At 27.7% G+C, this 15,291-nt stretch carries 12 protein-coding genes; 11 read left to right on the top strand and 1 reads right to left on the bottom strand.

From position 1 onward, the window contains the following. Positions 1-2,094: a helix-turn-helix domain-containing protein gene (locus JEY78_RS09915; protein WP_291850340.1), complete on the bottom strand. Its 2,094-nt coding sequence runs from the start codon at positions 2,092-2,094 to the stop codon at positions 1-3. A gap of 237 nt (positions 2,095-2,331) precedes the next feature. Here JEY78_RS09915 and JEY78_RS09910 point away from each other — a divergent pair, with 237 nt between their 5' ends. The 11 genes from JEY78_RS09910 to JEY78_RS09860 all read left to right on the top strand — a co-directional run bounded on the left by JEY78_RS09910 (position 2,332) and on the right by JEY78_RS09860 (position 15,287). Continuing rightward, complete coding sequence (locus JEY78_RS09910; RefSeq protein ID WP_291850337.1) at positions 2,332-2,925, top strand: ankyrin repeat domain-containing protein; 594 nt, start codon at positions 2,332-2,334, stop codon at positions 2,923-2,925. A 19-nt stretch (positions 2,926-2,944) separates the two neighbouring features. Then, positions 2,945-4,036 (top strand): acyltransferase family protein, encoded by a 1,092-nt coding sequence (locus tag JEY78_RS09905; protein ID WP_291850334.1) that lies wholly within the window; start codon positions 2,945-2,947, stop codon positions 4,034-4,036. A 172-nt stretch (positions 4,037-4,208) separates the two neighbouring features. After that, positions 4,209-5,252: a serine hydrolase gene (locus JEY78_RS09900; protein ID WP_291850331.1), complete on the top strand. Its 1,044-nt coding sequence runs from the start codon at positions 4,209-4,211 to the stop codon at positions 5,250-5,252. A gap of 14 nt (positions 5,253-5,266) precedes the next feature. Beyond that, on the top strand, positions 5,267-6,712 hold the full coding sequence (locus tag JEY78_RS09895) for an amidohydrolase family protein (RefSeq protein ID WP_291850328.1): 1,446 nt from the start codon (positions 5,267-5,269) through the stop codon (positions 6,710-6,712). A gap of 45 nt (positions 6,713-6,757) precedes the next feature. After that, the gene (locus tag JEY78_RS09890) at positions 6,758-7,711 is read left to right on the top strand and encodes an NAD(P)-dependent alcohol dehydrogenase (protein ID WP_291850325.1); all 954 of its coding nucleotides are present in this window, start codon (positions 6,758-6,760) and stop codon (positions 7,709-7,711) included. 198 nt (positions 7,712-7,909) lie between these two features. Continuing rightward, positions 7,910-9,157 carry a tyrosine-type recombinase/integrase gene (locus JEY78_RS09885; RefSeq protein ID WP_291850322.1) on the top strand — a complete coding sequence of 416 codons (1,248 nt, stop codon included), beginning with the start codon at positions 7,910-7,912 and terminating at the stop codon, positions 9,155-9,157. 9 nt (positions 9,158-9,166) lie between these two features. Then, positions 9,167-10,327 (top strand): hypothetical protein, encoded by a 1,161-nt coding sequence (locus JEY78_RS09880; RefSeq protein WP_291850320.1) that lies wholly within the window; start codon positions 9,167-9,169, stop codon positions 10,325-10,327. A gap of 233 nt (positions 10,328-10,560) precedes the next feature. After that, entirely contained in the window at positions 10,561-10,854 is a 294-nt protein-coding gene (locus JEY78_RS09875; RefSeq protein WP_291850317.1) for a helix-turn-helix domain-containing protein, read from the top strand. After that, positions 10,854-11,207 (top strand): hypothetical protein, encoded by a 354-nt coding sequence (locus JEY78_RS09870; protein WP_291850314.1) that lies wholly within the window; start codon positions 10,854-10,856, stop codon positions 11,205-11,207. Before JEY78_RS09875 ends, JEY78_RS09870 begins: the two co-directional genes overlap by 1 nt. Then, positions 11,194-12,393, top strand: coding sequence for a primase-helicase family protein (locus JEY78_RS09865; RefSeq protein WP_291850311.1), 1,200 nt, complete (start codon positions 11,194-11,196; stop codon positions 12,391-12,393). Before JEY78_RS09870 ends, JEY78_RS09865 begins: the two co-directional genes overlap by 14 nt. A 1,640-nt stretch (positions 12,394-14,033) precedes the next feature. Then, on the top strand, positions 14,034-15,287 hold the full coding sequence (locus JEY78_RS09860; protein WP_291850309.1) for an SPFH domain-containing protein: 1,254 nt from the start codon (positions 14,034-14,036) through the stop codon (positions 15,285-15,287). Positions 15,288-15,291: the final 4 nt, after the last annotated feature.

Raw genomic sequence — 15,291 nt, 5'->3', positions numbered from 1 at the left:
TTACTTTAATAAATCTGTTTCTTTTAACTTTTTTTTAAGCTGTTGGTGGTTTTCCCAAAACTTAGTGTTTATTTTTTTAATAAGTGCATCATATTTTGGGTGATTTTTTAAAGGCTTAACTAGTGGGTCTTTTTCTAAAAATAACAATATCCAATATTGGTAATTATTGTTAGAAGCAAACTTATTTAATTGTTGTATAGCAAGTTCTGGTTTGTTTTCTTTTAAGTATTTCATTGCTAAACTTGCTGGCTGATAGATGGATTGATCGTTTTTACAATAAATATCATATGCTTTATACAATGTTTCAGCTTCTTTAACTTTACCTATTTTTTCATATACATATCCTATTTTTAAATTTTCTTGAGGATAGATGTTTAAACCATTTTTTTGTCGAGTATCAACAAACTTTTTATAGTAATAGTAGGCTTTATTATAGTTTTCTTGAAAATAATAAAACTTACCAACTTCTTGTAAAATGTCTAGTCGCAATGTGTCTTTTTTCCATTCTTTAACTAATGCCTTAGTTGTTTTTCCTATATTTTGATGTGTAGCATATTGAATAAAAACTTTTAAAAACGGCGCATAATAATTTTTAGGATTATAAGTTAAAGATAAATCAATATATTTATTTGCTTGGTCAACAAAACCATTTTGAATAAAAGCATTGCTTAATGATAAATACATATAACTTTTTGTAATAGAATCATTTGCTTCTATATCTATTTGTAACCCTAATAAAGCATATTTTAAATATTTTGCAGTATCAGGAATTACACGTGAATAAATATCGGCCAATATTTGCACAACCGAAGAAGAATTAGGGTTGTATTCTAAGGCTTTTTCTAAGTAAGGTACTGCCAGTCTAAATTCATGAATATTAATGTAGTACAATGCTTTAGAAATTAAACTTTCGGCCGATTTTGAATCGTAAAGTAACGATTTATCAGCATAATTATTGATAATGTCTGTATATTGTTTTTCAGCTTTATTAATGTCTAAATAATAATATGAAGTTGCAAGTTTGGAATAAGCTAAAGCAAACTTAGAATCTATTGCAATTGCTTTTTCAAACAGCGGAATGGCTTTTTTTAAGCCTTCTTTTGTTTCAGTTTGAAAAGGTTCTAAACCTTTCAAATAATATTCGTAAGCTTCTAAATTTTCAGTTGGTTTTTTATCAATTTGTAAAAGTTCAGATTGTGTTACTGTTGCTTTTATTGCTGCTGCAATTTTTTTAGCTACGGTATTTTGCAAATCAAAGATGTTAAGTATTTTGTGGTTGTATTGTTCCGTCCACATAGGTGTGTCATTTAAAGCATCTATTAATTGGATATTTAATAATACCTGATCACCAATACGTTGTCCGCTTCCTTCAACTAAATAATTAACATTTAGTTCTTTGGCTATTTCTGAAACTGTTTTATTCGTGTTTCTGTACTTTTCAACAGATGTTCTGCTAATAACACGTAAATCTTTAATTTTTTGCAAGTTGTTAAGTGATGATTCCATAAGACCATTTACAAAATAAAGATTTGTAGAATCATTACTCATATTTTTAAATGGAAGAATTGCAATTGATTTTTTTGCATTTACATTATGTACTGCTGTGTTTTGGGTTTTTGTATTAAAAAAAATAATTGTACCAATTGTGAAAATAAGCAAAGTTAAAATTGCAATTTTTAGAATATTATATTTAAATGGTTTGGTTTTGGATATATATTTTTCAGAAGGTTCTATTGCGATGTTTTGTGCACTCTCAAAAGTTTTTTTTCTTGCTTCTCCTGGTGAATATCCAAAATGTTCTCTAAAACATTTAATAAAGTATGAATTGTTTCCAAAACCAACCAAATACGAAATTTCAGAAACTGTTAGTTCGGTTTCTGTTAACATAATTAATCCCTTTTGAAGACGTACTTGTCTTATAAATTGACTTGCAGAAAGCTGGGTTTCTTTTTTAATTTTTCGGAGTAAATTAGAGCGACTCATATTCATCAATTCAGCCAACTCAGAAACCCCAAATTGTTCATTTGAAATATTTTCTAAAACAAGAACTTCTGCTTGTTCAATAAATTTTCCTTGTAATGAGATATTTGACATTTTTTTCGAATTATATCAAAAGTAGAAAAATTTATTTAAATGCCTTTTTGCTAAATATGTAAATTTCTTTCGTTTAAAAATTGCTTTTGCGTCATAATTGATATTTCTGCATCATTTTTTATATGTCTTCATCAAATTTAATATAAATAGCATCATACTTGTTTTAAAGTAATATGCTCAATATCACATCTTTGTACTGTTAAAAAATATAAAAATAATCATTAAAAAATTTTAAGTATGAAAACATTAAAAATAAACAGATTTAACCTGACCATTAAAATTTTAGTGCTAACTGTTTTATTAACTAGCGCATGCGCACAATCTAATAAAAATGCAAATTCATCTAGTAATAATAGTACTGCTAAAATTGTAAGCAAACCAAAAATTGATATACATTCCGCAGTTATTTCAGGAGATTTAGAAGCTGTAAAACAGCATATTAAAGCAGGTACAGATATCAATCAAAAAGAACCTATGAGTGGCTCTACACCTTTAATGTCTGCTGCAACATTTAATAAAATTGAAATAGCAAAATATTTAATAAACGCACAAGCAAAATTAGCTATTAAAAATAATGATGGTTCAACAGCTTTACATATTGCTGCTTTTTTTGGACGTGTAGAAATTGTTCAAATTTTAATTGATGCTAAGGCTAATAAGACTATTAAAAATAATTTTGGAGCTACACCTAGAGAAACTGTGTTAGCCAATTTTAATGAAATGAAACCTATATACGAAATGCTAATAAGTCAATTGCAACCTATGGGTTTTACATTGGATATGATTGAACTTCAAAAAGCGCGTCCGGTTATAGCAATGATGTTACAATAATTAAAGTAAATATTTTAACATGACAGCAGAAAGGAGATACGACATTGATTGGTTAAGAGTTATTGCAATTGGTTTGTTGCTTATTTATCATATAGCCATTATTTTTCAGCCTTGGGCTTTGTTTATAGGTTTTATTAAAAGTAATGAAGCACTTGAAAGACTTTGGACACCAATGACGATGTTAAATGTTTGGAGAATTCCACTTTTATTTTATGTTTCTGGAATGGGCATGTATTTTGCGATGAAAAAAAGAACCAATAAAAGTGTTTTAATAGAAAGAACAAAAAGAATTTTAGTGCCATTTTTATTTGGCTGTATTGCTATTACTCCGTTACATATATTGGTATTTCAGAATTATTATAATATGCCATACAGCTATTATCCTAGTAGAGGTCATTTATGGTTTTTAGGAAATATTTTTGCCTATGTTATTTTACTTTCGCCACTTTTTTTCTATTTAAAGAATTTAAAAAGTAATTCATTAAAAAATGCAATTTCAAAAGTGATGAAGTATGCTTTTGGCCCTCTGTTGGTATCACTGTTTTTTATTATTGAATTACTAGTTGTTAAACCGCAGCTTTTTGAATTATATGCTCAAACTTGGCATGGTTTTTTTATAGGATTTATTGCTTTCTTTTTTGGTTTTCTATTTGTTTATTCAGGAACAACATTTTGGAAAACAGTTTTAAAGTGGAAATGGTTATATATTGCTTTAGCGACATTATTATGTTTAATTCGCATTGAGGGCTATGCATTATCAACAATGTATTATTTAAAAGTAATTGAATCTAATTGTTGGATTTTTGGTCTTTTTGGCATTGGTTACCAGTATTTAAACAAACCAAGTAACTTGTTAAGCTATTTAAGTCAAGCAGCTTATCCTATCTATATTATTCACATGTTTGTATTATATGCAGGTGCACTTTTTATTTTGCCATTAAAATTACAGCCAATCATAAAATTTGGAAGTATAGTTATTTTTACTTTTTTAGGTTGTTTCATTATTTATGAGTTTGTGGTAAAAAAAATCATTTTTTTAAGACCATTATTTGGCTTAAAACTAAAAAATAAAACCTCTAAAAAAGTTGAAATAGTTTCAACCTCAATGTAAAAATTTAATAAAATTAAATATAGTAACTTGTTAAAAATTACAAAAGGCTATTAATGAATCAAAAAAATGATTGCTGAATACATTTGGAGGGACAATAAATTAAATATTTGATTCAAAATGATAATAAGTGTTTGGGTTTATTTCAACCAAAAGAATCATAAAAACTAAAAAAATGAACAAAAAGCAGAAAATTACGATGATACGAATTTTATTATTTTTAGGAACAGTTATTTCTTTATACTTTGTTCCTTGGCCAATAGTAAGAGCATGGATAACGCCCTTACCTAAAACGGTACAATTACAAGTTGATAAAACAAAGGGGTATGGATTTGATGGAATTATAGTTTATGTTGATGAAGAAGGTAAACAACCAGCTTTTTATACTGCTGGGTATAAAAATCGAGAAACCAAAGAGTCTGCTACACCAAATACGTTGTTTAAAATTGCAAGCGTTGGAAAATTATATACTGCAGTTGCAATTGCAAAATTACATTATCAAGGACTAATTTCTTTAGACAAATCATTAGCTTTTTATTTTCCTGAACTTAAAGGTCGTATACAGTATGCCGATACAATAACAATAAAAATGCTGGTTAGTCACCGCAGCGGTATTCCAAATTTTACAGCTACACAAAATTATTGGATGAATCCTAAACAAAACAATTCAGAAAAATTAGACTTAATACTCGATTTGCCAGCAAATTTTATACCTGATACAAGTTATGAATACTGTAATACAAATTATGTATTACTTTCTGAATTAATTGAAAGAGTTACCAATGTTTCTGAATTTGAATATATTAAAAGCGAAATATTAAAAAAACTTCATTTAAAAAACACGTTTAGTTCTATAAATCAAGTTAATTTAAACGATGTTATGAGCGGATATTATGTTGGGTATGAAAGCGATTTAAAATCAGTAGAAGTAGATGGAATATTAACAACGGCTGAAGATTTAGCCAAATTTATACGGGCTTTAAATAACGGTACTATTTTTACTAATAATGCGGAACAGGAAATTTATAATTCCATTTATAAATATGAGCATACAGGATTAATTCCTGGTTATCAAACGATTGCTAAATATCATAATGATATTGATGCGGTTGTAATACAATTTACAAATACAGTTGATTTTGATGGCTATAATTGGACTTTATCTGAAATTGGATATCAAAGAATTATTAAAATTCTCAAGCGAAACCATAAATTATAATTAAATATTTTGAAATGAAAAACATGGTAAAAATTTTAAAGAAAAGTGTAAAAATATTAGTATTAACTATTGGTTTAATGTTGATATTACTTATTGTTGCAATTTGGGATGATGAGCAAAAAACAAGTTATTTTAAAATAGAAAATATTGATGATGCAAGTAATAATTCGTACATAATTACCAATGTAAATATACTGCCAATGTCAAAAGATACTATTTTAAAAAATAAAATAGTTTATTTAAAAAGTGGTGTAATTCATAAAATTTCTGATAGTATTGAGGAGCAAGGAATACCAGTAATTGATGCAAATAATAAATTTTTATTACCCGGACTTATTGATATGCACGTTCATGTTTGGGATAAATATGAATTGGGTTTGTACCTTTCAAATGGAGTTACTGCTGTTAGAAATTTATGGGGTATGCCAATGCATTTAAGGCTTAAAAAGGAAATAAATACTAATAAAATAGTAGCTCCTATGCTTTTTACTACGGGTCCAAAACTTACAGGTCCAGAATTTATTGGTGACGATAATTTACAACTATTTAGCACAAAAGAAGCTAAGGAAAAAGTAATACGATATAAAAAAAATGGCTATGATTTTATTAAAACATACTATGGCCTTGATAAAGATTTATTTGATGCAATAATAGCGCAAGCAACACGCTCTGAAATGGATATTATTGCACATCCATCACAAAAAGTAGCATATAACTATCATTTTAATTCTCAAATTAAATCAATAGAACACGCTGAAGATATTGTGCAACAACCTTTAAATTACAAGTTAGATTCTATTAAATTAAATGATTTAATAAGTGATTTTTCAAAATTTAAACAAACAAATTTTTGTCCCACTTTAACAGTGTATAATAACATTTATCAAATGCTTATGGATGATCAAATTTTAAAAACTGATCGAATGAAGTATTTGAATCCGCTAATTTATATGGTTGATAGTAAAGCGCAATATAATAGATGGCACAACAGTAAATTAAATGATTCTACAATTGTAAATTCTATTAAAGAACAGCACAATTTTCATTTAGCAATAGTTGGTAAGCTTCATAAGGCAGGTGTTTCAATTATTTGTGGAACAGATGCAGGTATTGGTGTAACAGTTCCAGGTTTTTCAATTCATAATGAATTGGCTTTTTATAAAGCAGCCGGACTTTCAAATTTTGAAGTTTTAAAAACGGCAACTGTAAATGCGGCTAAAACTCATAAAATTATGAATAATTTAGGTACAATTGAAGTAGGAAAAATGGCAAACTTAATTTTGGTTGATGAAAATCCGTTGTTAAATATAAATACGCTTAAAAATCCTAACATTGTTTTTATTAATGGAAGAAAACTTCATCATAATTTACTTCAAAGTTTTCAAGAAAAAGCAAAAAATAGAAGTAACTTAATTGTTTCAGCATTGAGGTATTTTGAAAACTTTTTTTTGCAAGATTAACACAAAATAGATTAACCTTACTTGATAAATTAGAAGATTTTTAAAATGAAAGCTTTAATACGTAGAAAATATGGTGCACCAAATCTCATGAAAATTGAAACGCTAAAAATTCCAGAGCTCAAAAATAATGAAGTTTTAATAAAAGTACATGCAACAACTGTTAATAGAACTGATTGTGCAATTTTAATGGCTAAACCGTTTATAATGCGCTTTTTTATTGGTTTCACTAAACCTAAAAAAATAATATTGGGTACAGATGTTGCAGGAGAAATTATACAAATAGGAAAGGCAGTTAAATCGTTTAAAGTTGGTGATAAAGTATTTGGTTTTCATGATTTAGGTTTTGAATCTCAGGGAGAATATATGATTGCAACTGAAAAAAGATTATTTCTAATACCACAAAATATAAATTTCAAAGCAGCAGCTGCAAGCCTAGAAGGTGCTTATTATGCATTTAGTTTTCTTCAAAAAATTACAATACTAAGAAATCAGAAAATTTTAATTATAGGTGCAGATGGCGGTATAGGTTCTGCACTTTTACAATTTGTTAAACAGTACACTACTAAAATTATAGCTACGTGTAATGGTAAAAACATTCATTTAATTCAATCTTTAGGAGCGTATAAAGTTTATGATTATACTAAAGAAGATTTTAGAAATAATGTTGATACATTTGATTTTATATTTGATACAGTGGGTAAAAGTTCATATAAAAAATGTAAGCCTTTTTTAAATAAAAATGGTAGCTATATTTCGTCTGAATTAGGAGGTTGTTCAAAAAACTTATTTTATCATATATTGTCTCCATTGTTTAATAAAAAAGTCATATTCCCAATTCCATATAGTAAACAAATTACAATTCCTTTTATTATTAAAATGTTAGAAGAAGGAAAATTTTATCCGGTGATAGATAAAGAGTATAATTTTGAAGCTATTTCAAAAGCTTATAATTATGTAATACAGGGTGAAAAAACAGGAAATGTAATAATAAATTACTAAAAAAAAGAAACCCTTGTAATTATTTAATTACAAGGGTATTGCGGAGAAAGAGGTTATTGAACCTTTTTTATTGTAATATGCCTTAAATCCTATATTATATAGGGTTTTATCATTTATTAAGTGAATTTTTTATCTTAATATAGGTGAAAAATGATATTAAAATGTATCTTTACTGTCACCAAAATTGTCACCTTTAAAATGAGATATACTTTTAATTTGAAAAATCCAAAGGAGGATAAGGAGACTTTAATTTATTTTTCTTCCTATTTTAAAAATGAAGGAAAGAAGTTTGTTTATTCAACTGGTGAAACTATTCATTCAAAAGATTGGGATTTTAAATATAGGCAACCAAATAATTTAACTGGAAGAACTAAGGATGCAGAAGTTCAAAGAACAGTTAAAAAGCAGCTAGATAGATATTCTAATTTTTTTATTGAACTTGTGAATAGATATAAAAATTCTAATCAGGATATTGATATTGAAATTGTACGTGATGAATTTGATAAACATTTTAAAAAAGTAAAAAAAAATTCAAGTAAATTTTTTGAGGTTTATGATTTGTTTATACAAGAAAAAAAGAATGATAAATCAGATAGTGCTAATTCTCCAAGTACTATTAAAAGATATGAGTACCTAAAAACGATTTTAGAAGATTTTAAAGCTAATACTAAGTTTAATTTAATTTTCAATAAAATAGATCAAGATTTTTATAATTCGTTTTTAAATTACTGTATTACTATTAGGAAACATTCAGCAAACACACTTAGAAGGAATGTGGGATTATTAAAAACATTTTTAAATTGGTCGTTAGAAAAAAATTATACATATAAAGCTGAATTTAAAAATTTCAAATCACCAAAACCACAAGTAACAGATGAAATTGCATTATCGTTAGAGCAAGTAAAAGAAATTTATGAAAGTGATTTAAGTGAAAAGCCGAAGTTACAACGAGTAAGAGATTTGTTTGTTTTTGGTTGTTCAACAGGAATGAGGATAAGTAATTATTCTAAAGTATGTAAAAATGACATTGAGGATGGTTACATAAAAGTTACTGATAAGAAAAATAAAGACAAACAATTAAAAATTCCGTTAAATGATTTTTCATTGGAGATTTTAGAGAAATATGATTATGAATTACCAATCATTTCCACTCAAAAATTTAATGAATATATTAAAGATGTATTTGAGGAATTAAAGTTTGATCAGAATATTAAAAAGGTTACTAGAGTTGGAAATGAAATTATTGATACAGTCCAACCATTTTATGAACGAATCTCTTCACACACTGCTCGTAGAACCTTTATCACTGTTATGAAAAACAAAAAAATTCCAGATAAAGTTATTATGGAGTTTACGGGACATAAAAGTCTTGAGGTTTTTAATAAGTATTATAAACCTAATGAGGAGGATAAGAAAAATTTTATGGAAAATGTCTGGAAGCTATAAAGTAATGCTATGATAAAAATTGACAGGGAAAAAATAAATCAGTTAGTGGAGATTATTGTTGAAGCAGAGAAGGAGGGTGTTGAAGAGGCTGAAAAAGAGTATAATTCCTTTTTGGAAGAATTTACTGAAGAATCATTTGATAAAAATATACTATATAAATGTATTCTAAATTGGAAGGTAAATTATTTGGAAGACTTAAACTCCAATTACCATTTAATAAATCATTTGTGTGAAAACAATTTATCATATAAAATATTAAGATTAAATGAAAGGGAAAGGTTTGCAGCAGCTTCTTTATTCTTTTATGATTTTCATCATAAACAAAGTATATTAACGGAGCAAAGGTTTATTGATAAATTAAAAACATCAATAAAAATAAGTTTGAAAAATATTACCCTTTTTAATCGGGCGAAGGATATAATTTATTACATTAATAATGATTATAAGTATAATGGAAAAATACAACTACCTATAATTGATAATTTTGAAGTAGGAGTATTTACTATTTTAGAGGATGAGTTAAATGAATTTAGATCTAGGATTAAAAGGGTTATTAATAATTATGATGCTAGAATTGAAGAATTAACAAATAATAATATTCAAATATTTAATGATTCTTTAATTTTAGAAAAAGAGGTAGAAAAATATAGAGATAATATATTTGATTTAAATACCAAATTGAAATTTTTTAGTGTTGAAAAGGAATCCCTTTTGAACTATATAGAAATTTTAAAATATGAAATTTCAAAAAATGATTACACACCTGTTTGTCAATTTAATGAGTTGTATTGGGGAGATAATTATCCAGCTCTTAAAGTTCTGTTTGATTTTCTGCAAAAGCACAATGTTGTAAAAGAGAATTGGAGCTACTTTGCTTCAATTATGAGTATTCAAAATTTAGAACCCATAAACTTAAATTCCGATGCTCTTGGTAAGAGAGAGATTGGTTATTTACTTGAGAAAATAAAACCATTCTTTCTTTCTGAATTTAGAAATAGAAAAGACGTGTATTTGAGTGTTTTAACCCGTAAGTTTTATATTGATTATTCGCCAATTGACAATAATTTCCAAAAAAATTATATTAGAGATTATAAAAAGGCTAATCAATGGGCAAAAACTAAAAATATAATAGATATTTTATGTCTTGATATAGCAAAGAGGTATTTTTAGAAATAAAAATTTTATTTTTCCTCGTAAATTCCTTGTTTTATTCTTCCAATTTTAAGCTTTTGATTATGTAATTAGCTGTTAATTAGCTGTTATGGTAGTTTTGAAAAATTTAAAAGTTTAACTTTTTTCTTAGTTTTTTCGTTTCGGAGATCATGGCATTTTTGTTATAGGAGTCAAGCAATGACCGGTCGCGCTATGATTCAATTAATAACAAAAATAATCATTAAAAAAAAATGAATAAAATTATATTAACTACTTCAGAAGAGTTAAAAACTCTTTTGGAGATGAGTGTCAGTGCTCAAATGGAAAGTCTAAAAATATTAATTGAAGAAAACTTAAAACCTACTAAATCTAATTTAACTGTTAAAGAAGTAGCAAAAAAATTAAATGTTACAGAATTAACAGTCCACAATTACATTAAGAAGGGATTTATAAAAGCTGAGAAAATAGGTAGACGCATTGTCATTAATTGTGATGATCTTGAAAATTCTTTATCAGAAGTTAAATCACTAAAATACAGAAGATAATGGATGCAATGAAAAAACCTACTGATAGTTATATGAGTGATATAGATTATCAATTATCAGAAATTGAAACAGATCTAAGTAGAGCAAAATTGGACAACAATAAAAATTCAATTCTTGTATGGCTATTTGAAAAACTATTAAATAGAATTAGTTTAATAAAGTCACTTATAATTGCTGAGCCTAAAGCCTATTTTAATACAATTTATTTAGAAATGAAAAAATTATATAAAGAAGCTTTTGGAGAACTTGATGGATTTAATCTGATAATTGCATTTAAAAGGAATCCAGATCCTTCTAAGATGGGACGCATTAAAATATTAATTGATAAAGAAATATTGAATGATGAAGAATAGCTATCTTAGAATTGGAACAGATTACTACAAAAAGGGGCAAGTTCCCCTTTTTAGTGGAGATACTTATAATACACTTTTAAAATGGAAAAAAAGTGAAATTGTTACAGATGAAGGAAAAGATTTTTTACAAGAAATCAAAAAGTACGATGGATTTTGTTTAATACCATCACATAATGAGTATGAGCAAGAAATAAAAGGATTTTATAACAAGTACGAAAAAGTGGATCACACTTTTTTAATGGGAAGTTTTTTAAAGACTAAGGGCTTCTTAAAACATATTTTTGGAGACCAATATAATTTTGGACTGGACTATTTGTCAATTTTATGGCATTATCCTAATCAAGTACTTCCAATACTATGTTTAGTTAGTGGAGAACGGAAAACAGGTAAAACTACCTTTTTAAATTGGCTGAAATTTGTCTTTCAAGGGAATATGACTATTAATAAAAATGAAGATTTTAGAAGCCGATTTAATGCAGACTGGGCCGCTAAACTTATAATTTCAGTTGATGAAGTATTACTTGATAAAAAAGAAGATAGTGAACGAATAAAAAACCTATCTACAGCCCAGAGTTATAAAACAGAATCAAAAGGAGTGGATAAAGTTGAAGGTTACTTTTTTGGTAAATTTATTTTATGCTCTAACAACGAAGAAAATTTTATAATTGTAGATAAAGATGAAATTCGTTACTGGGTAAGGAAAGTTCCTAGATTACCAGATCAAGATGAAAATCCAAATTTGTTAGAGGAGCTGAAAGAAGAGTTGCCATATTTTATGTATTACCTAAAAGAAAGAAGAATAAGTGCCAAAAAACGTACTAGAATGTGGTTTACAAAAGAACAAATTTACACAGAAGCGTTATTAAAACTGGTAAAAGGAAATAAAACCTATTTGAATAAGGAAATTGAAGAAATTTTAATTGAAGATTTCATAAAATATGAAAAGGAAGAGTTGAAATATTCATTGGGTGATTTGGTTGAAGTTTTATCAAAAAACAATGTAAGAGTTTCAACAGCTAAAATTTCAGAAGTTTTAAAGGAGTATTTTGAAGTAGAAAGTAAGAATGGATCCTATTCCAAATATTTTCAAACCACGAATCCTTCATCTGGAGATTATTACGCTGAAGAAATTAAACAAAAAGGAAGGTATTTTACATTTTATAAAAGAGATTTTATAAAAGAGTAAATGGTTGTTGAATTGTTGAATTTGGTTACAATACATTGTATATCAGAATTTTGTATGATAACTTTAGTTCAACAATTCGTCAACAAATTGACTTTTAAAAAACTATTAAAATTTGTGATATTTCAATTGTTGACACTATGTTGAATAAATGTTGAGAGTTAAGCAATTGAAAACAAGTAATGTATGTGAATTTTCAACAAGTCAACACAACATTTTGATTTGTTATTAGAATTTTATATGTTTGTTTAATATGGTATTATACCATATTCTTTTTCATAGCAATTTTTTAAGCTCCCTTTTCAGGGAGCTTTTTTATGATACCCTTTTATAAAAAATTGGTGACTTTTAATAAGATTATTTGGTTTAATGAAAAGCTATGAGTAATTCAATAAAACTACTGAGGCCATACTGTATAAGGGTTGAGGGGTTGTTGAGGGTGATCTGAGGAATAATTGAGGGTAACTTGAGGGTAACTTGAGGATAGTTTGAGGGAGTTTTGAGGGAGTTTTGAGGGAGTTTTGAGGGCGACTTGAGGGGTGAAATGCAACAGAATTGATAGTGTAAAAAACTATAAAAGTTGAATGTGTATAAAAATGATTTTTGAATTTCCTATTTTTAAGTTCATCCTTAGAACAATATAAATTATTTTTGCATAACGGAACTTGGGTAATTCCTTAAAATACGTTTTATCTCTAAAGTATAATTCCTGTCGGGCTTTATCTTTAAAGGCAATGACTTTAGAGTTTTTATTTCAATTAAAGTTAAATGAATTTAATATAATTGTTTGTTGCAACACATAATTAAGAATTCGCTGCAGGCGTTGCAACATGTGTTGATTCTTCGTTGCAGGCGTTGCAACATGTAATTATTCTTCGTTGAAACTTAATTGCAAAGGAAGTTGATATTGTTGTAACATGATTTCATGTTGCGTTCCAATCTATCTAAATCAAACAATAATTTATTTAAATTAACATTTACATTTAATCCCTGACTACCCAAATTTATTTTAATCTTGGGCTTATTAGTTTGATTTAAAAAAAGTACAATAGAAATTTATTATTGCTTTACGGTTTTCCGTAATAAATTATACTTTTTTATATATAGCTTCGGTACTTGATAAAAGTTATAAATATTTTCAATAAAACCACTTAATTTCATTTCTTGAATTACCTTATAAAGATGATTGCTAAAAAATTACCATACATTTTAAATTTATATGAACTAAACTATTCATAGTTTCAGATGTTTGTTGTGGAGTATCTTAAAAGTTAATTAGTTATTGGGATAAGCTAAATATTGTTTTATTCCAAAGATTTAAATGGATAAGAGAATATTTATTATGGATATGTATAGTTAGCGACAAGTTTAAGAAAAAAGATAGCGACATGAAAATTGACAATACCGCTTACAAAGATAGAAAACAAAGACAAATCGGAATGACTGCCGACCACACTTTCCGACCCTATAAAGTTTTATGTTTTACTACCCACATTTTTGTTTTTTAAGAGCCAACACATAAATGGCACATTACCTTTTTTCCCGACACTCAAAGTAATGCTGCGCAAAAGTCAAAGAACCATTTCTTACTAACCCACATGAAAAAATCAAATTAACAAGTATAAACTTTAAATTAAATAATTATGGCAATAATTGATCTAGTACGTTGGACTCCTCAAGGAAATCAAACCATATATGCTTATAGGTTTCCAGAGACGAATCTTAGCACATATACACAGCTTATTGTGCAAGAATCGCAAGAAGCAATTTTGTTCTCAAAAGGGCAAATTGTTGGGAAATTCGGTCCAGGTAAGCATACCTTAAATACCGAAAACTTACCTATTCTTAGAAGTTTATACGGTTTGCCATTTGGTAGTAAAAATCCATTCACAGCAGAAGTTTGGTTTGTAAATAAATTACAACCTTATAATATTGATTGGTCGATAGACAGAATGGATATTCATGATACTGACTACAATACAGGTATTCCTCTTATTTCAAATGGTAGATATGGTTTAAAAATTAATGATTCTGAAAGATTTCTTATCAAGATTGTTGGGGCTAAGAATTCATTTGACCAAAATGACCTGACAGACCAATTTTTTGGAGAATTTTCTACAAAAACAAAATCTACGATTTTGCAGTTCATGATAAATAACAAAATAGGGCTAAAGCAAATTTCAGCTCATTTAGATAATATTTCAGAACATTTAAAAACTATTATGCTTCCGTTTTGGGAAAATCTTGGTTTAGAATTGACAAAATTTTATGTTACAAGTATTGAAGTTGACAGCACAACGGAGGTGGGCAGAAGAGTTTTAGATGCAATTTCAAGGCAAAGTGCTCAATCAATCGGGGGTTACACTTGGCAACAAGAAAAAGCATTTGACGTTGCAAAAGATGCTGTTGACGGTTTAGCTAATAGTAATTCTGGAATAATGGGAGCTGTAATTGCAACAAATATGATGGGTGGTTTAGGCGGTGCAAGTGGAGGGGTAATGCAGCCTCAATATAATCAGCCAGCCTTTGTAAGCACTAATCAAGGACAACAAGGAGGAACAAATCAACCCGTAAATCAAATAAGAGAAGTTTATTGTTCAAATTGCTCAAAGAAATTTCCAAGTTCCCATCGTTTCTGTTCTCATTGTGGCGATCCTTATGACGCTTGTCCAAAATGCGGAACAGATAATGACAAAAGTGCACAACGCTGTGTGAGTTGTGGTACTCAGCTCCAAAGTGAAACAGTTTTATGTACTAATTGTAATACACCCCTTGCTGCTGGAAGTAGCTTTTGTGGAAATTGTGGAAAACAGCAAGCGGATGATAAATGTTCACGCTGCAGTACTCAATTAGCACCATCAACTAAATTCTGTCCGAAGTGCGGACAAAAAAGATAACTTT

This window comes from Lutibacter sp., assembly GCF_016342705.1.
Lineage (GTDB): Bacteria > Bacteroidota > Bacteroidia > Flavobacteriales > Flavobacteriaceae > Lutibacter.
The sequence above is the reverse complement of the archived record's forward strand: the minus strand, read 5'-3'. Positions and strand labels throughout refer to the sequence as shown.

Bases quoted from the DNA above. Each gene is read 5' to 3' on its own strand.
- JEY78_RS09895 (WP_291850328.1), top strand. From the start codon at position 5,267: ATGAAAAACATGGTAAAAATTTTAAAGAAAAGTGTAAAAATATTAGTA.
- JEY78_RS09880 (WP_291850320.1), top strand. From the start codon at position 9,167: ATGATAAAAATTGACAGGGAAAAAATAAATCAGTTAGTGGAGATTATT.
- JEY78_RS09860 (WP_291850309.1), top strand. From the start codon at position 14,034: ATGGCAATAATTGATCTAGTACGTTGGACTCCTCAAGGAAATCAAACC.
- JEY78_RS09905 (WP_291850334.1), top strand. From the start codon at position 2,945: ATGACAGCAGAAAGGAGATACGACATTGATTGGTTAAGAGTTATTGCA.
- JEY78_RS09915 (WP_291850340.1), bottom strand. From the start codon at position 2,094: ATGTCAAATATCTCATTACAAGGAAAATTTATTGAACAAGCAGAAGTT.
- JEY78_RS09875 (WP_291850317.1), top strand. From the start codon at position 10,561: ATGAATAAAATTATATTAACTACTTCAGAAGAGTTAAAAACTCTTTTG.
- JEY78_RS09910 (WP_291850337.1), top strand. From the start codon at position 2,332: ATGAAAACATTAAAAATAAACAGATTTAACCTGACCATTAAAATTTTA.
- JEY78_RS09890 (WP_291850325.1), top strand. From the start codon at position 6,758: ATGAAAGCTTTAATACGTAGAAAATATGGTGCACCAAATCTCATGAAA.
- JEY78_RS09865 (WP_291850311.1), top strand. From the start codon at position 11,194: ATGATGAAGAATAGCTATCTTAGAATTGGAACAGATTACTACAAAAAG.
- JEY78_RS09900 (WP_291850331.1), top strand. From the start codon at position 4,209: ATGAACAAAAAGCAGAAAATTACGATGATACGAATTTTATTATTTTTA.
- JEY78_RS09870 (WP_291850314.1), top strand. From the start codon at position 10,854: ATGGATGCAATGAAAAAACCTACTGATAGTTATATGAGTGATATAGAT.
- JEY78_RS09885 (WP_291850322.1), top strand. From the start codon at position 7,910: ATGAGATATACTTTTAATTTGAAAAATCCAAAGGAGGATAAGGAGACT.